Genomic DNA, 18,457 nt, shown 5'->3' on the forward strand with positions numbered 1-18,457 from the left:
TCGACTCGCGTACTTGGAGGGTCGGTTCACGTGCCTGGAGGGTCGGCTCACGAACCGACCGTCCAGGTACGCGACCCGACTCCCTGGGTACGTGAGCCGACTGTCTGAGTACGTGAGCCGACTGTCTGAGTACGTGAGCCGACTGTCTGAGTACGTGACCCGACCGGCTGGGTACGTGGGCCGACCCGCCGGGTGCGGGTCAGGTCGTAACTTTGGCTCGGTCGGCGATGCGGGTGATGCCCGCGACCACCCGGGGCCAGACCGCGCGGGGCAGGTCGTGGCCCATGCCGGGGACGATGTCCAGGTCGGCGCCCGGGATCGCGCGGGCCGTCGCGCGGCCGCCGGAGACGTGGACCAGCGGGTCCCGCGATCCGTGCACCACCAGGGCCGGCACGCGCACCTTGCGCAGCTTCGGCGTCCGGTCGCGGTCGGCCACGATCGCCGCGAGCTGGCGGACCGTGCCGCCCGGGTGGACGCCGCGGTCGAACGTCCGCTCGGCCCGCTCGCGCATCCGGGCCTCGTCGAAGGGGTAGCCCGGCGAGCCGATCACGCGGAACGTGCGGACCGCCAGCTCGATGTACTCGGCGCGGTCGCGCGGCCGGGCGCCGAGCAGCATCGACATCGCCTTCGGGCTCGGGCGGCCGGCCAGCCGGCTCCCGGTGGTCGACATGATCGACGTCAGCGAAAGCACCCGCGACGGGTACCGGATCGCCAGCGTCTGCGCGATCATCCCGCCCATCGACGCCCCGGCGACGTGCGCCGCCGGAATGCCGAGGTAGTCCAGCAGCCCGGCGGCGTCGGCGGCCATGTCGGCGAGCGAGTACGGCGCGCCGCGCAGCAGGTACGCCTGCGCGAGGTTGGCCTGGCCGTGCATCCGGCTCGACCGCCCGGAGTCGCGGTTGTCGAACCGGATGACGTGGAAGCCTTGTGCGGCAAGGGATTCGCAGAACTCCTCGTCCCACCAGATCATCGGCGCGCCGAGCCCCATCACGAGCAGCAGTGGCCGCCCGCTCGCGTCGCCGAACGTCTCGTGGCACAGCTCGACACCGTTGACCGCCGCGACGCGCTCCGCCATCAGGCCTCCCGGGTGTGCTCGGCGGCCAGCTTGGTGAGCTCGGCCAGCGCGTCGTGCAGGTGGTCGATCAGGTCCCAGACGTCCGGGATCAGCTCGCGGCACGCGACCAGCCCGAAGTCCAGCTTGCCGTCGTAGGACATCACGGTGATGTTCAGCCCGCCACTCGCGTCGGTGATCGCGGACACCGGGTAGTTGGCGAGCAGCCGGGCGCCGGCCAGGTAGAGCGGCACCTGCGCGCCCGGGACGTTCGACACGACGAGGTTGACGACCGGCGTGGTCGCGCCGAGGTACTTCATGGTGGCGCGGGCGGCGAGCCCGCCGAGCGCGGCCGGGAGCATGCCGCTGAAGTCGACCAGCCACGACGCCGGCAGCGGCTGGTACCGCTGCTTCGCGGCGACCATCGCGCTGGTGACCTCGGCCAGCCGCGCGGCGGGGTCGGCGAGGTGCGTCGGCAGCGGCGCCAGCATCACCGACACCTGGTTCCCGGCGTCCTTGGCCTGCTCGGGTGTGCGCACCGACAGCGGAACCAGCGTCACGAGCGGCTGGTCGGGCAGCGCGTCGTGGTCGACGAGCCACCGGCGCATGACAGTCGCGCACAGCGCCATCACGACGTCGTTCACCGTGACGCCGAAGGTGTTCTTGACCCGCTTGACCTCGTCGAGCGGCAGCGAGCCGTACGCGAACCGGCGGTGCGGGCCGATCGGGCCGTTGAACGGCGTGGCCGGCGCGACCAGCCGCGGCCGGTCGACTTCGTGGCGTCCGGCGCCCTGGCGCGTGACGCGGTTGAGCACGCTGCCGGCCTTCGCGAGCAGTCCGACGCCGGGGTAGCGGGCGAGGCCGGGCACCTCGTCGATGTGCTGGAGCAGCTTCGGCACTTGGAGCGCAGCCTTGACGGGGTGCAGCGCGAGCCGTTTCACGCCGTTGAGCGCGAGTTCGACGGGGGACGGGATGTCGTCTGTTCGTGGCTCCCCGGGCGGGTTCACCTGGCGTGGTTCGGGCGTGACGTCCATGAGGACGCCGATCAGCTCGGCGCCGGAGACGCCGTCGATCGCGCTGTGGTGCACCTTCGTGTAGACGGCGACGTTGCCGTCGCGCAGGCCCTGCACCAGGTAGGCCTCCCAGAGCGGCCGCCGCCGGTCGAGCGGCCGCGCGGTGAGCCGCGCGATCTGCTCGGCGAGCTGCCGTTCATCACCCGGCGCGGGCAGCGCGATCTCGCGGACGTGGTACTCGAGGTCGAACTCGGGATCGTCGATCCAGTACGGGTGGTCGAGCCCGAGCGGCACCGGCAGCAGCCGCCACCGCAGGGGCTTGGCGAGGTGCAGCCGCGAGCCGATGAGCTCCCGCAGGTCGTCGACGGTCACGGTGCCGCCCGGCGCGGTGGCCGGATCGAGGATCGACAGCCCGCCGACGTGCCCGGTGGTGGTGGTCGACTCGGCGTTGAGGAACTGCACGTCCAGGGCGGTGAGCTGGCGCATCGGGCCTCCTCGGGGACTCGGCAGGCCAGTCTGCCCGGCGGGGTGACGGCCGTAAATCCGCTAGGAGGGTGCGGAGGTGCAGCTCAGGATGGCCCTGCTGTGACGTGCGTTGTCACGGTGTGGTGGGGGCACGGCTGGTCAGGCTGGAACACTGACTGTGGAGCTGTTCGGTGTTCCAGCAGCAGCGCGTCGAGGTCGCGCGGGCTCGGTGGTCAGGCTGAGGGCTTGGCTGGTCGGGCCGTGCCGGTGCGGTAGGCGCGGGCCTGGATCTCGTACAGCTCGTGGTAGACCCCGCCGACGCGGATCAGGTCTTCGTGCGTTCCCTCCTCGATCAACCTGCCCTTCTCCAGGACCAGGATGCGGTCCGCGGACTTGATGTTGGCCAGCCGGTGGGTCACCAGGACCGTGGTGCGGCGGCCGCGGCTCGACGTGCTCGCGTGTTGCAGGCCCGCGAACACCTTCGCTTCGGCGCGGGCGTCGAGGGCCGCCGTCGGCTCGTCGGCCACCAGGACCGACGCGTCGCGGTAGATGCCGCGGGCGATGCCCATGCGTTGCCACTGGCCGCCGGACAGGTCGTGGCCTTCGTCGAACTTCTTCGAGAGCACCGTGTTTTCCTGACGTGGCAACGATTCGATCACCTCGCCGGCGCCGGAGTGGTCCACCGCTTCGCGCCACGCCCGGCGGTCCGGGTCGGGGCGGCCGAGGCGGCCGACCGTGATGTTGTTCGCCGCGGTCATCGGCCACTCCGCCGGTTCCTGCGCGATCACCGCGATGTTCGTGTGCACCGATTCCGGGTCGGCCCGCGCGAGGTCGACGTCGTCCCAGTGCACGGTGCCTTCGTCCGGCGGGTAGAGGCCGGTCAGCAGCTTGCCGAGGGTGGTCTTGCCCGAGCCGTTCTCGCCGACCAGCGCGATCACCTCGCCGCGCCGGATCGTCAGGGAGATGTCCCGCAGTGCCGGTTTCTTCTGACCCGGGTAGGTGAACGTGACGCCCTCGAGCCGGATCTCGGCCGGGTCGGCGGGCGCGGTCAGCGCCGTCGGCGGCGGCCGCAGCTTCGCCGACTCCAGCAGCAGCTGGTTGTAGAACCCGATGTAGAACGAGTCCTCGTACAGCGAGTTGACCGCGCGCATGGTGTTCGACAGCGCCGTCGACGCCGTGCGCATCGCCAGCACCGCGGTGCCGGCCAGAGCCAGCTCCATCCCGCCGGTGTAGAGCAGCCAGCCGAGCACCAGGTAGGCGACGGCGGTGCCGAGGCCGGCCGCGGCGCGCCCGCTCGTGCGGACCAGGTTGCTGCGGTGCGCGAGCCGGATCTCCTCGCGCGTCAGGCTGCGCGAGATGCGCCGGTACTCGCCGAGCAGCGGCTCCTGGAGCGTGAGCGCGTGGCGTTCGAGGGCCATCGACCGCCAGGTGGCGACCTCCTCGACGATCGACTTGCGGATGTTGCGCCCGACCGTGTCGAGGAAGTGCCGGTAGTTCAGCTTGGCCACGCGCGCCGCGGACCAGCCGTCGGCCGCCGCCGCGAGCAGCAGGACCGGCGCCAGCCACGGGTTGAGCAGCCCGGCCGTGAGCATCGCCGCCGCGAGCGAGATCGCCGACGACGTCAGGTCCGCCACCCGGCGCAGGCTGGTCTCGATCGCGCGGACGCCGTAGCGCGCGCCTTGGCGGGCCAGCTCGCGGAAGTCCGCGTCTTCGAAGGCGATCAGCCCGACGCGCACGACCGCCGCCGTCACCGCGTCGTCCGCCGCCGCGGTGACCTGCGGCCGCAGTGCGCCCTCGACGGCGGCGACGGCGGCGTCGAGCACCGCGCGCGCCGCGTACGAGCCGGTGACGACGGCGATCGCGGGCAGCGACTGCATGACCCGCTCCGGGGTCGGGCCCTGCTGGAGGAGCGCGGTGAAGACGTTCGCGGTGGCGAGCAGCCCGAACGCGGTGACGCAGCCGGAGACGACGTGCACCACCCCCGCCAGCAGGGTCAGCCGCGGCGAGGTCCGCCACGCCAGCCGCAGCACGACGGCGATCGCGGCGGGCAACGCGCGCACGGCCCGCCCGAACCCGGCGCCGGCCACGCGTTCGTCGACCCGCGCCCATTCGGGCATCTTCATGTTCTCGACCCCGATCAGCGGGGGCGAGTCCGGGGTGTCCTGGGGTGGTCCGGCGGATCTGCGCACGCGTTCAGGTGTACTCCGGGGGTACGACAATTTCGGGCGTCCGGCGTCCGCCCTCGGGGACACGGTTCGGAGTCGGCGTTCCGCCATCCGGGTGAAAGTAATCGTTTTCTCTGGGCTGATCGCGGCTTCGAGGACACGCTCGCTGCATAGCCTGAAAGCGCACGACTGAATAATTAACAATCGTTGTGGAATTGCCCCGCCGCCGGACCTCTCGTACCGAGCGAGTCCGCGGATGTGGTGGTGGAGACCGGAAACAGGTGACGTCCTCGTGTACGGGGGGAGGGACGTCGCCTGTTTCCACTACCCGTTTCCGCGGGCGTACCGGGCGCGCAGGAATGGGCTGAATTCGCGGTCTTCGCCCATCTTCACGTCGATTTCGTGCGTGAGGGTGTCACCGTCCGGGGTGAGCCGGTGCCGGGCCACGCCGCGGGCGGTCTGCTTGTCCAGGACGAGCGTCGCGTCGTCCCAGCCGCCGCGGGCGGGGGACTCGGGCGGGAAGCCGTAGCTGTCGAAGCCGTACCAGAGCGTCTCGCCGGTCTGCGGGTCCGCGGTGAAGACGTTGTGGCCTAGGAACTCCGTACCGTCTTCGCGGCGCTGACGGTACTGCTGGACCAGCACGAAACCGTTGAGCTGCAAGCGGTATTCGCAGTCGGCGCGCGCTGTCGAGGCCGGCGCCCACGGGGACGCGGCGAGGTCTTCGGTGCCGGTCCAGTCGCCGACGAAGGCCTTCAGGGCGTCGTGCGCGGGGCCGAGGGTGGGCAGGTCCATGGTTCGCCTCCGTTCGACAGGTGCCTGTCGATGTGCGAGGCTAGCACGCATGCGTTCCCCGCGAGCCGAGACGTTCACCCGGGTGATCGACGCGGTCTTCGCGTGCAACGGCGGCTTCCTGGCCGCGGGCGACGCGCTGACCTCGCCGGTCGGCCTGACGGCGGCGCAGTGGCAGGTGCTGGGCTTCCTGGAGGACGGCGCGGCGACCGCCGCGGACGTCGCGCGACGGCGAGGGTTGCGGCGGCAGAGTGTGCAGGAGACGGTGAACCGCTTGCTGCGCAACGGAATGCTGGAGCGCTCGCCGAATCCCGGGGACGCGCGGGCGCCGTTGCTGGTGCTGACGCGACGCGCGAAGGCGGCGATGGCCGAGCTGGGCGCGGCGCAGGTCGAGTGGGCGGAGGAGCTGGCGGCGGAGGTGCCGGAGGAGGACCTGGAGGTGACGCTGCGGACATTGCGGCGGCTGCGGGAGCTGGCGGTGCGGCCGCGGTTGTGAGGCTGCGGATATTGCGGCGGCTGCGGGAGTTGGCGGTGCGGCCGCGGTTGTGACGCTGCGGATATTGCGGCGGCTGCGGGAGCTGACGGCGCGGCCGCGGTTGTGACGCTGCGGATGTTGCGGCGGCTGCGGGAGCTGGCGGTGGGGCCGCGGTTGTGAGGCTGTGGATGTTGTGGCGGCTGCGGGAGTTGGCGGTGGGGCCGCCGTTGTGAAGTGTCGGCTGGGCGAGCTGCGCTGGGGGTGTGGCTCGTCTGGCCGGGTGGATGCTTCGCGGCGGGCGGGAGTGGTTGAGGTGGGCGGAATGTCGCACGGTGGGCGAGGGCGGCAGCGGGTGGCGGCTGCTCCGGTGGAGTGCCGCTGATCGAGTGGTGGCCGCGGCGACCGGCCCGGGGCCGGCGGGTGGGGGAGCCTGCGCTGTTGGCCGGGGATGGTGCCCAATGTGGCGTCGGGCGCACCGAACGCCGCCGTTGTGTGGGTCAGTCCGGTTTGATGCCCAGCAGGGTCAGGAATGTGCGGAAGCCTGCCGACATGTCGACCTCCTCCGGGGCCAGCAGCCACTGCAGTTGCAGGCCGTCCAGGACTGCTATTGCCAAGGGGGCCAGTTGTTCCGGTGTCGATCCCGGGGGTAGCTCGTCGCGGTGGCGCTCGAGCATCTCCGTCATTCCGGCGCGGACCCGGGTGTAGCGGTCCTGGAAGTACGACCTCGCCGGGTGGCCGTCCGTGACGCTGTCCGCGGCCAGGACCGTGTACGTCTGGACTATCCCCTTGCGGGTCGCGTTGTAGTCGACCAAGTCGGCCAGCTGGTTGACCGTCATGGCCGACGAGTCGCGGCCGAAATGGAGCAGGTCCCACTCGTCGCGGGTCTCCAGTACCGCCGTGAGCAGGTCTTCCTTCGTCGGGAAGTAGTGCATCAAGCCCTGCTGGGTCAGGCCCACCCGGTCGGCCACCGCGGCCAGGGACGTGGCCCGGTAACCGCGCTCGGCTATCACGTCGAACGCGGCACGGACGATGCTCGTGCGGCGGTCGGCGCCCCTGACCCGGGTCATGATCCCGAGCCTACGGGACAACCTGTCACGGAAGCGTAACTTTCACTACTCGGCGCCAGGTAGGGTGGCAGCAGGACCTCCGGAAGGGGCGGCATGAGCTTCGACGTCGACGCGCTGCTGGACGAACTCGACCTGGACGCCAAGGCGAGCCTGCTCGCCGGCCAGGACGTCTGGAGTCTGCCCCCGAGGCCGGAGATCGGGCTCCGGCCGCTCGTCCTCTCCGACGGCCCGGTCGGCGTCCGCGGGGTGCGGTGGAGCCCGGACGACCCGTCCGTCACCCTGCCCAGCCCGACGGCGCTGGCCGCCGCCTGGGATCCGCGCCTGGCCGTGCGCGCCGGGCGGCTGCTCGCGCAGGAGGCCCGCCGCAAGGGCGTGCACGTGCTCCTCGCGCCCACGGTCAACCTCCAGCGCTCACCGCTGGGCGGCCGGCACTTCGAGTGCTACTCCGAAGATCCCCTCCTCACCGGGATGGTCGGCGCCGGCTACGTCACCGGCGTGCAGGACGGCGGGGTCGGCGTCACGGTCAAGCACTTCGTCGCCAACGACTTCGAGACCGAACGCTTCACCGCCGACGTCCGCGTCGGCGAACGCGCGCTGCGCGAGCTCTACCTCGCGCCGTTCGAACTCATCGTCCGGCGGGCGAAGCCGTGGGGGATCATGGCCGCCTACAACAGCGTCAACGGCATCACGATGACCCAGCACGCCGGACTGCTCAACGGCGTGCTGCGCGACGAGTGGGGCTTCGACGGCTTCGTCGTCTCCGACTGGCTGGCCGCGCGCGACACCGTGGCGTCCGCCAACGGCGGGCTCGACGTCGCGATGCCGGGCCCGCGCACCGTGTTCGGCGACCGGCTCGCCGAGGCCGTGCGTGGCGGCGAGGTCGACCCGGACGTCGTCGACGACATGGTCCGCCGCGTGCTCCTGCTGGCCCACCGGACCGGCGCGCTCGGCGAAAGCCCGGCAAGACAGGACTCCACTATGGACGGTGAAGCGGTCGCGCGCGAGATCGCGCACCGGTCGTTCGTGTTGCTCAGCAACGAAACCGGCGCGCTTCCGCTGCATGAACCAAAGCGCATCGCCCTGATCGGCGCGCTGGCCGCGGACCCGAAGATCCTCGGCGGCGGCAGTGCCACCGTGTTTCCCGACCACGTGGTCTCCCCTCTCGACGGCCTCCGGAAGGCCGTTCCTCCAGGCACCGAACTCACTTACGCCATCGGTGCCGATCCGCGAACGACGCTACCGCCGGCCACCGACAATTTCCGGCTCCGGGCGACCGCCAAAGCCGCCGATGGCACCCGATTGGCTGAATTTCCTTTGCGAGAGGCGAGAATCGACTGGATCGGCGAGCTGCCGGCCGGCCTCGACCTGGCCACGCTCGCGAGCGTCGAGATCGACGGCACGTTCTTCCCGGAGACCACCGGCACGCACACCTTCGGCCTCACCGGCCCCGGCGACCTCCGCCTGGTCGTCGGCGGGCAGACCCTCTTCGACGGCGTCAACCTGCCCGAAGGCGGTGACGTCTTCACGTCGATCATGCAGGTCATCGAGCAGCGGCGGGACGTCGAACTGACCGCGGGCGAGCCGGTCGACGTCAGCCTGACCTACTGGATCCCGTCGGAGATGGCGGAGTTCGCGCGCGGCACCTTCGCCTGGGTCACCTTCGCGCTCGGGCACCGCGGCCCGGTGCTCGACCCGGACGCCGCGCTCGACGAAGCCGTTGCGCTGGCCGGGAAGTCCGACGTCGCGATCGTCGTGGTCGGCACCACCGCCGAGGTCGAGAGCGAGGGGTTCGACCGGACGTCCCTGGCGTTGCCGGGCAGGCAGGACGAGCTCGTCACGCGTGTCGCGCGGGCCAACCCGAACACCGTGGTCGTCGTCAACGCCGGTTCGCCGGTCGAGCTGCCGTGGCGTGACGACGTCGCCGCGGTGCTGCTCACCTGGTTCCCCGGCCAGGCCGGCGGCGACGCGCTCGCCGACGTCCTCTTCGGCCGCGAAGAGCCCGGCGGACGGCTGCCGACGACGTGGCCGGCCAAGCTCGAAGACGCCCCTGTCACCCGCGTGACGCCCGAGGAAAGCGTGCTGCCGTACGAAGAAGGCGTCTACATCGGCTACAGCGCGTGGGCCCGTTCCGAGAAGCAGCCCGCCTACTGGTTCGGCCACGGCCGCGGCTACACGACCTGGTCCTACGACGAGCTCGACGTCTTCCCGGACGACGAAGGCGGCGCGAAGGTGCGCGTCCGCCTCCGCAACACCGGGACGCGCAAGGGCCGCGAAGTCGTCCAGCTCTACCTGGTCCCGACCGAACGCGGCGACCGCCCGCACCGCTGGCTCGCCGGCTTCGCGAGCGTCGAAGCCGGCCCGGGCGAGGCGGTGGACGCCGAGATCGCGATCGTGCCGCGCTCGGTCTCGACCTGGCGCGACGGCTGGCAGCACATTGCCGGCGAGTACGTCCTCGAGGCGTCGCACTCCTACGCCGAGCCCAGGCTGAGCACGCGGACTGTGCTGCAGAAAATCCGTTGACGCCCGACGCGGGCGGCCCGTAGGTTCTGCCTCGCACCCTTGACCAGCGAAAGGAGGTGGGTCCGATGATCACGCAACCGATCACGCGCTCCCACCTCGCAACGAGGGTGCCCAGTCCGTAGACCGGGAGCGCGCGCGTACTCCCGGAAGGATTTCCATGACCGATCTGGTCGTGCGCCCGCTCGAAGCGGGCGAAGAAACACTGTTCACCTCCCTGCCCGACCGCGGTCTCGTCGGCCGCAAGCTGCTCGGCAAGGACTACGCCGAGATGGCGCTCCGAGGCGAGTACCGGCCCGGCTGGTCGTGGGTCGCGCTGCGCGACGGCGTCGTCGTGGCGCGGGCCGCCTGGTGGGCCGGGCCGGACGACGAAGAGCCGATCGCGCTCGACTGGTTCGACTTCACCGACCTCGACGCCGCCGTGCAGTTGCTGACGACGGCGCCGTTCCGGGCGGAGTACTCCCTGACCACGCCGCCCGCGTGGCAGGACGACCCGGACGTCGCCCACGAGGTGACCATCCGCGTCGAAGCGGCGGAGAAGGCGGGCTACCGCAAGCTCGTCGAGCGCTACCGGTACTGCTGGACGCCGGAAAACGGCCTGCCGGAGCGGCCCGGGCGGCTCGAGTTCCGGCCCGAACCGGACGACGACGTCATCCTCGACGTCTTCCGCAAGGTCAACGCCGACAGCCTCGACGCGCACGTCCGCCGCGTCGTGGCCGAGCAGGGTGTCGAGGCCGCCGCGCAAGAAGACCTCGACATCATGCGGTGGATGCCGGCGCCGCGGGACTGGTGGCGGCTCGCGTACACGCGCGAAGGCGACTTGGTCGGCTTCGCGTTGCCGAGCCGCAACCACTACGACCCGGTGGTCGGTTACATCGCCGTGGTGCCCGAGCAGCGGGGGCACGGTTACGCGTACGACCTGCTGGTCGAGGCCACGCACGACCTGGTCGCGCAGGGCGCCGACCAGATCGTCGCGGCCACCGACGTCCCGAACATCCCGATGGCGAAGGCCTTCGCGAAGGCGGGCTACCCGGTGACGCAGCACCGCATCGACCTGGTCTGAGCAGGGGTCGTGAGTGGTAATGCGGGTTAGAACCCTCATTGCCACTCACGACCGGTCGCGGTACCTTCGCTAGAGCGATCTATCTAGTCGACTCTGGGGGCCCGTGATGGACGTTCTTCAGGAGAAGGGGCTGACGCCGCTTCGCGTGATCCTCGGCTTCTCCCTGCTCAGCACCACGCTGCACTACACGCACAACACGATCCGCGTCGCGGACTACCCGCAGCTGCCCGGCATCCCGGCGGTGGTGGCGGGCGTCGTCGTGGCGTTCGGCTGGGTGCTCTTCACGACGTTCGGCTACCTCGGCTACCGCGCCTACACGCGGGGGCGCTACCCGCGAGCGCTGGCGTTCTTGCTCGTCTACTCGCTGGCCGGGATGATCACCCTGGGCCACTTCCTGACGGGCGTGCCGCAGATCCCGGCGTTCTGGTTCGCCACGATCTTCACGGACTCCGCGGCCGGCCTGGCGCTCTGGGTCTTCCTCATCTGGGCCTGGGCGACGCTCAACCGGGTGACCTTGCGAGATCAAGTTTCTACACAACATTGACGTTCGCAGAATTCGTGTAGACAATCGGAGGGGTGACCACCACCACACCGGTTGACTTCGGCCGCCGTCCGGACGAGTACCGCCACTGGCGGCTCAGCCTCGACGGGGAGGTGGCCTGGCTCGAGCTGGACGTCGACGAGCAGGGCGGGCTGGTCCCGGGCTACGAGCTCAAGCTCAACTCCTACGACCTGGGCGTCGACATCGAGCTGTACGACGCCACCCAGCGGCTGCGGTTCGAGCACCCCGAGGTCCGCGTGGTCATCGTGACCAGCGCGAAGGACAAGGTGTTCTGCGCCGGCGCGAACATCCGGATGCTCGCCGCGTCTGAGCACCACTGGAAGGTGAACTTCTGCAAGTTCACCAACGAGACCCGCAACGGCATGGAGGACGCGACCGCGCACTCCGGCCAGACCTACGTGGCCGCGGTCAACGGGACGTGCGCCGGTGGTGGGTACGAGATCGCGCTGGCCTGCGAAAAGATCCTGCTGATCGACGACAACTCCTCGACCGTCGCGTTGCCGGAGGTGCCGCTGCTGGGCGTGCTGCCCGGCACCGGCGGGCTGACGCGCGTGGTCGACAAGCGGCGTGTCCGGCGCGACCTCGCCGACGTCTTCGCGACGCGCTCGGACGGCGTCAAGGGGAAGACGGCCGTCGACTGGCGGCTGGTCGACGAGCTGGTGCCGCGTCAGGGGTTCCGCGAGACCGTGTTGCAGCGGGCCCGGGAGATCGCGCGCGAGTCCGACCGAACCGGCGAGGGCGGCATCGAGCTGACGCCGCTCGAACACCGCTACGTCGACGTCGAAGTCGAAAAAGACCAGGCCACCATCACCATCAAGGGCCCCGAGAACGACCCCGGTGACCTGCACGAAGAGGGTGCGAACGGCTGGTTCCTCGCCATGACGCGCGAGCTGGACGACGCCATCCTGCGGCTGCGCACCAACGAGGTCGAAGCCGGCACCTGGATCCTGCGAAGCCAGGGCGATCCGGCGAAGGTGGTCGCGCACGAGCAGGCCGTCCTCGGCGGGAAGGACTGGCTGGCCAACGAGATCACGCACTACTTCAAGCGCACGCTCAAACGCCTCGACGTCACCAGCCGCAGCCTGATCGCGCTCATCGAACCCGGCAGCTGCTTCGCCGGCGCGCTGCTGGAGGTCGCGCTGGCCGCGGACCGGCAGTACATCCTCGACGGGCCGCCGATCGACGACGAAGACAGCGACGCCCGCGCGTCGATCCGGCTGACCGAGGCCAACTTCGGCGCGTTCCCCATGGGCAACGGCCTGACCCGGCTGCAGACGCGCTTCTACGGCGACGACGACCACCTCGCCTGGCTCGCGCGGGAGAAGAACCACGACCTCAGCGCCGCCGAAGCCGTCGAACTCGGTCTGGTCACCGACGCGCCGGACGACCTCGACTGGGGGGACGAGATCCGGATCGCGCTGGAGGGCCGGGCGTCGCTCAGCCCGGACGCGCTGACCGGCATGGAGGCCAACCACCGGTTCGTCGGCCCGGAGACCATCGAGACCAAGATCTTCGGCCGCTTGGCGGCTTGGCAGAACTGGATTTTCACCCGGCCGAACGCATCCGGACCGGAAGGCGCGCTGCGCCGATACGGTACTGGTCAGAAGGCCGTCTTCGACAGGAAGCGGGTCTAGCGCTCATGCCCGAGAAAATCGACTACGACGCGAAGATCCCCAACAACGTCAGCCTCGCCGACGACCGCCGGCTGCAGCGCGCGCTGGAGGGCTGGCAGCCGAAGTTCATGCACTGGTGGGGCGAGATGGGCCCGACGCTCGAAACTCAGGGCGTCTACCTGCGGACCGCGATCAGCGTGGGCCGCGAGGGCTGGGCGCACTTCGACCACGTCAACGTGCCGGACTACCGCTGGGGCATCTTCCTCGCCGAGCGCGACCCCGACCGGCGGATCTCCTTCGGCGAGCACAAGGGCGAGCCCGTGTGGCAGCAGGTGCCCGGCGAGTACCGCGCCGACCTGCAGCGGCTGATTGTCATCCAGGGTGACACCGAACCGGCGTCCGTCGAGCAGCAGAAGCTCCTCGGCCTCACCGCGCCGAGCCTCTACGACCTGCGGAACCTGTTCCAGGTCAACGTCGAAGAGGGCCGTCACCTGTGGGCGATGGTTTACCTGTTGCACGCCTACTTCGGCCGCGAAGGCCGGGACGAGGCCGAAGGGCTGCTGCTGCGCAACTCCGGCAGCCCGGACGCGCCCCGCATCCTCGGCGCGTTCAACGAGGAAACCGCCGACTGGCTGGCGTTCTACATGTTCACCTACTTCACCGACCGCGACGGGAAGTACCAGCTCGGCACGCTCAAGGAGTCCTCCTTCGACCCGCTCTCGCGCACCTGCGAGTTCATGCTGAAGGAGGAAGCGCACCACATGTTCGTCGGCACCACCGGCGTCGACCGCGTGGTCATGCGCAGCGCCGAGCTGATCCGCGAGCACGACACGCGCGACATCGGCCCGCACGGCGGCATTCCGCTGGAGCTGATCCAGCGCTACATCAACTTCCACTACACCGTCTCGCTCGACCTGTTCGGCAGCGAGACGTCGACGAACGCGGCGAACTACTACACCGCCGGGCTCAAGGGCCGCTGGCAGGAGACCCGCCGCAAGGACGATCACAAGCTCACCGAGGACGCCCGCACGCTGGACAAACCGGCCGGCGACGGCACCTGGACGTCCGAGGAGCTGCAGGCGATCCTGCTGCTGAACCTCGACCTGCGCGGCGAGTACACCGCCGACTGCCAGACCGGCGTGAAGCGCTGGAACAAGATCCTCAGCGAGGCCGGGATCGACTTCACGTTCCGGTTGCCACACCCTGGTTTCAACCGGGATGTGGGCATAAACTCCGGCCACCACGTCACTCCCGACGGGACGATCGTCGACGAGACGACGTGGCTGGCCGGCAAGGACAAGTGGCTGCCCACGACCGAGGACCTCGCGTTCGTCCGCTCGCTCATGCACCCGGTGTACGAGCGGGGGAAGATCGCGAGCTGGGTGGCGCCGCCGCGGCAGGGCATCAACGGCAAGCCGTTCGACTACGAGTACGTGTACCTCACGTAGGAGGCCTGGGTGGCGACAGGGTTCAACGCGGCCGAGTACCTGCTCTCGGCCGGGCAGCCGGACGCGATCGCGGTCGTCTCGCCCCGCCGTTCGCTGACCTACGCCGAGCTGGCGGCGGAGTCCCGCCGGGTCGCCGCCGGGCTCACCGGGCTGGGGGTGCGTCCCGAAGAGCGGGTCATGTTCTGCATGGTCGACGACGTCGAACTGCTCACCGGCATCCTCGGCGCGATGCTCGCGGGCGCCGTCGCGGTGCCGGTGTCGACCATGGTCACCGGCCTGGAGCTGGGCAAGGTGCTCGCCGACTCGCGGGCGCGGCTGCTGTGCGTCTCGGGTGAGTTCGCCGAGCAGGCCGTGACCGCGCTCGGCCTCGCCCCCGAGGTCACCGACGTCCTGCTCGACCGCGCCGAGGCGACCGGGTTCGGCGTCCGGACGCACAAGTGGTCTTCGTTGGGCGGCGAGTTCCGAAGTGGACGGACGTGGGCGGACTCGCCCGCGTTGTGGCTGTACACGTCGGGGACGACGGGGCAGCCGAAGGGCGCGATGCACCGGCACGCGAGCATCCGGGCGGTCTGCGAGACCTACGGTCGCGAAGTGCTGGGCACCGTCGAGACCGACCGGGTCCTGTCCGTGCCGAAGCTCTTTTTCGCCTACGGGCTGGGAAACTCGTGCTTCTTCCCGCTCGCCGCGGGCGGGACGACGCTGCTGGAGCCGTCGCGGCCGACACCGGCGTTGTTCGCGCGACGCGCTCGTGAAGAGCAGCCGACGTTGTTCTTCGCCGTCCCGACGTTCTACGCGGCGTTGCTCGCCAGCGACGTCCCGGACGACTCGTTCGCTTCGGTGCGGTACGCCGTTTCGGCGGGCGAGCCGCTGCCCGCGTCGCTGTTCGAACGCTTCCGCGCGCGCTTCGGCCTGGAGATCCTCGACGGCATCGGGTCGACCGAGGCGTTGCACATCTTCCTGTCGAACCTGCCGGGCTCGGTGCGCCCCGGCAGCACCGGCGTCCCGGTTCCCGGGTACGCCGTCCAGATCCGAGACGAGGCCGGCGCGGTGATCGACGCCGTCGGCCAGCCCGGCGAGCTGTTCGTGTCGGGGCCGTCGACGGCGACCGGGTACTGGGCGCGTTACGACGCGACGAAGCTCGTGTTCCAGGGCGACTGGCTGCGCACCGGCGACAGCTACGTGCGCAACGAAGACGGCACGTACAGCTGCCTCGGCCGCTTCGGGGACATGCTGAAGGCGGGCGGGATCTGGGTGTCACCGTCCGAAGTGGAGGAACGGCTGCGGCAGCACCCGGCGGTGGCCGAGGTCGCGGTCGTCGCCGCGCCGGACGCCGACGGCCTCGACAAGCCCGTGGCGTGCGTGGTGGCCGCGCCCGGGGTTACGGTGGACGCGGAAGAGCTGATCGAGTTCTGCCGCGAAGGGCTCGCGGCGTTCAAGCGTCCCCGAGGGGTGGTCGAACTGGCCGAGCTGCCGAAGACGGCGACCGGGAAGATCCGCCGCAACGTGATCCGCGATCAGGTCCGCGACGCGCTGCTGGTGGTGCCCAGCCCGTGATCGACGGGCACTTCGTGGTCGACGCGCACGTGCACACCCCGCGCCTGCCGACGCTCAAGCCCGCGTGGCTGCAGTGGGCGCACGACTTCGCCGGGGCGTACCCGTGGCGTTCGGTGTACGCCGACGACGGCTCGGTGATCCCGGCGGCGATGGACGACCTGATGGAGTCGGAAGGCGTCGACCGGGTCCTGCTGTTCTGCGAGTACAGCCCGCGGGCCACCGGGATCCAGGCCATCGAGGACAACCTGCCGCTGGTGGAGCACAACCCGGAGCGGTTCCGGCTGGTCGCGAACGTCAACCCGTACCTGCACCACCCGGCCGCGGCCGAGGTCGCGCGGCAGCTGGACCTGGGTGCGGTGGCGCTGAAGCTCCACCCGGTGCACGGCGCGTTCTCGCCGGCGGACAAGGAGCTGTACCCGGTCTACCAGCTGTGCCTCGAGCGCGGTGTGCCGGTGATCCTCCACTCGGGAACGTCGAGCTTTCCCGGTTCCCGCACCAGTTTCGGCAATCCCGAGCTGCTGTCCGATGTGGTCGAGGACTTTCCGGCCCTGCAGTTCGTGTTCGCCCACGGCGGCCGCGGCTGGTGGTACGACGTCGCGGCGTTCCTCGCGCTGGCCCGCGACAACGTCTGGCTCGACCTGGCGGGCCTGCCGCCGAAGAAGCTGCCGGAGTACTACCAGCGCTTCGACCTGGCCCGGCTGGCCGGGAAGTTCGTGTTCGGGACGGACTGGCCGGGAGTGCCGTCGGTGGCGAAGAACGTCCGGTCACTGGCCGGGCTGGGGTGGCCCGAGGACGTGCTGACCGGGGTCTTGTCGGGCAACGCGATCAAGCTGATGCCCTCGCTCGCTTGACCACAGGGAGCGCGCTTGACCACGGGGATCGCCGGTGCGGCCACTTCGGCCCTGGCGTGGGCCGCACCGGCGTCCCCATGGCCCCCAGACGTCGCTCACCCCATCGTGCGCCTGCTCAGCGGCCCTGACCAGCACCGGTTTTTCAACGGTGCTTCCCGATGAACGCGAGCGTCCGGCTCCAGGCGTCGTCGCACGCGTCCTGCCACTCGGCGTAGGTCGCGTCGAAGAACGAGTGCGGGGCGCCCTCGTACACCTGCCTCTCGTACGGCTTCCCCGCCTGGTCGAGGCGGGCCGTGAACGTGTCGAACTCCGCCGGTGACGTCGCGACGTCGGCGCCGGCGAGCAGCAGCAGGAGCGGCGCCGAAATGTTGTCGACGACTTCGGTGGCCGGCTGCGGCAGGCCGTAGAAGCCGATCACGCCGCTGACGCCGAGGTCGCTCGCGGCCAAGCGCCAGGACTGGCCGCCGCCGAAGCAGAAGCCGACCGTGAACAGCGGTCCTTCGCCCAGGTGCGCGGCCGCCGCCTCGACGTCGGCGGCGACGTCGTCCGGCCGGACCGACGGCAGGTGCCGCCGCCACTCGAACTCGTCGTCGCGCACGCCGACACCCGCGGTGCGGCCGTAGTAGTCGATGGCCGCGGTCGCGAAACCCGCCTGCGCGAAGCGGTCGGCGAGCGCTTGGTAGTACGGGTGCGTGCCGCGGATGTCCGGCAGGAGCACGATCCGGACGCCGGTGGGCTCGGCCGGGATCGCTTCCAGGGCCGAGAACACCGTGCCGTCCGCGGAGGTGAGTTCGAGCGCTCCGCTCCGGGTGATCTCTCCGGGGTTCGGCAACGCGGGCGGGCGGCTGTCCGTGCTGTGACACATGTTCTTCCTTTCGCAGAGCACCAGTTTCGGGGCGCGCCACCCGGGCAGCCAGCTCCCGGCGTGACCCCCGGACGGCCGTTACTGGTACTGGCAGGACCACGCTCGAACCACGCGGGTGTCGCACACTGGCCTGATGAGCGAGCACAACGAGCTGGGCCGGTTCCTCAAGTCGCGCCGGGCCCGGATCGCTCCCGGCCGGGCCGACGCCCGCCGTCGCGTCGCCGGGCTGCGGCGGGAGGAGGTCGCCGCGCTCGCCGGGATCAGCGTCGAGTACTACGTCCGGCTTGAGCAGGGGCGCGCGTCGAGGCCGTCGGAAGCCGTGCTCGGCGCGATCGGCCGCGCGCTGCGCCTCGACGTCGACGAGCGCCGTTACCTCGACGGCCTGGCCCGCCCGCGGCCTTCGGGCCGGCCGCGGCCCGAGCGCGTCCGCGCCGAGCTGACGCAGCTGCTCGCCATGATGGACCGCGTGCCGGCGCTGGTGATCAACCACCGGATGGACGTCCTGGCCTGGAACTCGCTGGCCGCCCAGCTGTTCTTCGACTTCGCCGCGGTGACGCCGCGGGAGCGCAACCTCGCCCGCTTCGCTTTCCTCGACGCGGCCGGCGAAGAGCGGTTCGCCGACTGGCCGGAGGTCGCGCGGGCGACCGTCGGGGCGCTGCGCCTGGCGACCAGCCGGCACTACGACGACGAAGCGCTCGCGACGTTGCTCGGCGAGCTGATGATGAAGAGCGAGCCGTTCCGGACGTGGTGGGCCGGGCGGGACGTCCGGCAGCGCACGCACGGGACCAAGCGCTTCCGGCACCCCGTCGTCGGCGAGCTGACCCTGCGGTTCGAGCACTTCGACCTGCCCGGGGAGACCGGGCAGCGGCTGGTGGCGTTCAGCCCGGAACCGGCGAGCCCGGCGGCGTCGGCGCTGGAGCTGCTGGCGATGTGGACGGCGCCGGCCGCCTCCTGAACCG

At 70.8% G+C, this 18,457-nt stretch carries 15 protein-coding genes; 9 read left to right on the top strand and 6 right to left on the bottom strand.

Features of this window, described 5'->3' with window-relative positions; all coding sequences use genetic code 11:
• Positions 1-199: 199 nt before the first annotated feature.
• The 4 genes from OG570_RS15315 to OG570_RS15330 form a co-directional block, all read right to left on the bottom strand.
• Positions 200-1,075 carry an alpha/beta fold hydrolase gene (locus OG570_RS15315; RefSeq protein ID WP_326957125.1) on the bottom strand — a complete coding sequence of 292 codons (876 nt, stop codon included), beginning with the start codon at positions 1,073-1,075 and terminating at the stop codon, positions 200-202.
• A complete protein-coding gene (locus tag OG570_RS15320) occupies positions 1,075-2,550 on the bottom strand; it encodes a WS/DGAT/MGAT family O-acyltransferase (RefSeq protein ID WP_326957127.1) in 1,476 nt (491 codons plus the stop codon). Before OG570_RS15320 ends, OG570_RS15315 begins: the two co-directional genes overlap by 1 nt.
• A 212-nt stretch (positions 2,551-2,762) precedes the next feature.
• The gene (locus tag OG570_RS15325) at positions 2,763-4,652 is read right to left on the bottom strand and encodes an ABC transporter ATP-binding protein (protein WP_326960036.1); all 1,890 of its coding nucleotides are present in this window, start codon (positions 4,650-4,652) and stop codon (positions 2,763-2,765) included.
• A gap of 366 nt (positions 4,653-5,018) precedes the next feature.
• Positions 5,019-5,486, bottom strand: coding sequence for a DUF1579 family protein (locus OG570_RS15330; protein WP_326957130.1), 468 nt, complete (start codon positions 5,484-5,486; stop codon positions 5,019-5,021).
• A gap of 49 nt (positions 5,487-5,535) precedes the next feature.
• On the opposite strand from OG570_RS15330, the gene OG570_RS15335 reads away from it, so the two are divergent.
• Positions 5,536-5,979: a MarR family winged helix-turn-helix transcriptional regulator gene (locus OG570_RS15335; RefSeq protein ID WP_247058652.1), complete on the top strand. Its 444-nt coding sequence runs from the start codon at positions 5,536-5,538 to the stop codon at positions 5,977-5,979.
• Between the two features lie 476 nt (positions 5,980-6,455).
• Here OG570_RS15335 and OG570_RS15340 read toward each other — a convergent pair whose 3' ends face one another.
• Positions 6,456-7,025, bottom strand: a complete 570-nt coding sequence (locus OG570_RS15340) for a TetR/AcrR family transcriptional regulator (protein ID WP_326957132.1) — start codon at positions 7,023-7,025, stop codon at positions 6,456-6,458.
• Positions 7,026-7,118: 93 nt separating this feature from the next.
• Here OG570_RS15340 and OG570_RS15345 point away from each other — a divergent pair, with 93 nt between their 5' ends.
• From OG570_RS15345 to OG570_RS15375, 7 genes are all read left to right on the top strand, one after another.
• Positions 7,119-9,545 carry a beta-glucosidase H gene (locus tag OG570_RS15345; RefSeq protein ID WP_326957134.1) on the top strand — a complete coding sequence of 809 codons (2,427 nt, stop codon included), beginning with the start codon at positions 7,119-7,121 and terminating at the stop codon, positions 9,543-9,545.
• Positions 9,546-9,702: 157 nt separating this feature from the next.
• Positions 9,703-10,605, top strand: a complete 903-nt coding sequence (locus tag OG570_RS15350; RefSeq protein WP_326957136.1) for a GNAT family N-acetyltransferase — start codon at positions 9,703-9,705, stop codon at positions 10,603-10,605.
• Positions 10,606-10,711: 106 nt separating this feature from the next.
• Positions 10,712-11,149, top strand: coding sequence for a hypothetical protein (locus OG570_RS15355; protein WP_326944786.1), 438 nt, complete (start codon positions 10,712-10,714; stop codon positions 11,147-11,149).
• 32 nt (positions 11,150-11,181) lie between these two features.
• On the top strand, positions 11,182-12,801 hold the full coding sequence (gene boxC, locus OG570_RS15360) for a 2,3-epoxybenzoyl-CoA dihydrolase (protein ID WP_326957138.1): 1,620 nt from the start codon (positions 11,182-11,184) through the stop codon (positions 12,799-12,801).
• 5 nt (positions 12,802-12,806) lie between these two features.
• Positions 12,807-14,228: a benzoyl-CoA 2,3-epoxidase subunit BoxB gene (gene boxB, locus OG570_RS15365; protein ID WP_247058646.1), complete on the top strand. Its 1,422-nt coding sequence runs from the start codon at positions 12,807-12,809 to the stop codon at positions 14,226-14,228.
• Between the two features lie 9 nt (positions 14,229-14,237).
• Entirely contained in the window at positions 14,238-15,782 is a 1,545-nt protein-coding gene (locus OG570_RS15370) for a benzoate-CoA ligase family protein (RefSeq protein ID WP_326957141.1), read from the top strand.
• Entirely contained in the window at positions 15,779-16,633 is an 855-nt protein-coding gene (locus tag OG570_RS15375; RefSeq protein WP_326957143.1) for an amidohydrolase family protein, read from the top strand. Before OG570_RS15370 ends, OG570_RS15375 begins: the two co-directional genes overlap by 4 nt.
• A 142-nt stretch (positions 16,634-16,775) precedes the next feature.
• Here OG570_RS15375 and OG570_RS15380 read toward each other — a convergent pair whose 3' ends face one another.
• Positions 16,776-17,498: a dienelactone hydrolase family protein gene (locus OG570_RS15380; protein WP_326957145.1), complete on the bottom strand. Its 723-nt coding sequence runs from the start codon at positions 17,496-17,498 to the stop codon at positions 16,776-16,778.
• Between the two features lie 133 nt (positions 17,499-17,631).
• On the opposite strand from OG570_RS15380, the gene OG570_RS15385 reads away from it, so the two are divergent.
• Positions 17,632-18,453: a helix-turn-helix transcriptional regulator gene (locus tag OG570_RS15385; protein ID WP_326957147.1), complete on the top strand. Its 822-nt coding sequence runs from the start codon at positions 17,632-17,634 to the stop codon at positions 18,451-18,453.
• Positions 18,454-18,457: the final 4 nt, after the last annotated feature.

It is taken from the genome of Amycolatopsis sp. NBC_01286 (assembly GCF_035982555.1).
Taxonomy (GTDB): Bacteria; Actinomycetota; Actinomycetes; order Mycobacteriales; family Pseudonocardiaceae; genus Amycolatopsis.

Coding starts and splice junctions, on each gene's coding strand:
- OG570_RS15315 (WP_326957125.1), bottom strand. CDS start 1,075: ATGGCGGAGCGCGTCGCGGCGGTCAACGGTGTCGAGCTGTGCCACGAG.
- OG570_RS15320 (WP_326957127.1), bottom strand. CDS start 2,550: ATGCGCCAGCTCACCGCCCTGGACGTGCAGTTCCTCAACGCCGAGTCG.
- OG570_RS15325 (WP_326960036.1), bottom strand. CDS start 4,652: ATGAAGATGCCCGAATGGGCGCGGGTCGACGAACGCGTGGCCGGCGCC.
- OG570_RS15330 (WP_326957130.1), bottom strand. CDS start 5,486: ATGGACCTGCCCACCCTCGGCCCCGCGCACGACGCCCTGAAGGCCTTC.
- OG570_RS15335 (WP_247058652.1), top strand. CDS start 5,536: ATGCGTTCCCCGCGAGCCGAGACGTTCACCCGGGTGATCGACGCGGTC.
- OG570_RS15340 (WP_326957132.1), bottom strand. CDS start 7,025: ATGACCCGGGTCAGGGGCGCCGACCGCCGCACGAGCATCGTCCGTGCC.
- OG570_RS15345 (WP_326957134.1), top strand. CDS start 7,119: ATGAGCTTCGACGTCGACGCGCTGCTGGACGAACTCGACCTGGACGCC.
- OG570_RS15350 (WP_326957136.1), top strand. CDS start 9,703: ATGACCGATCTGGTCGTGCGCCCGCTCGAAGCGGGCGAAGAAACACTG.
- OG570_RS15355 (WP_326944786.1), top strand. CDS start 10,712: ATGGACGTTCTTCAGGAGAAGGGGCTGACGCCGCTTCGCGTGATCCTC.
- boxB (WP_247058646.1), top strand. CDS start 12,807: ATGCCCGAGAAAATCGACTACGACGCGAAGATCCCCAACAACGTCAGC.
- OG570_RS15380 (WP_326957145.1), bottom strand. CDS start 17,498: ATGTGTCACAGCACGGACAGCCGCCCGCCCGCGTTGCCGAACCCCGGA.
- OG570_RS15385 (WP_326957147.1), top strand. CDS start 17,632: ATGAGCGAGCACAACGAGCTGGGCCGGTTCCTCAAGTCGCGCCGGGCC.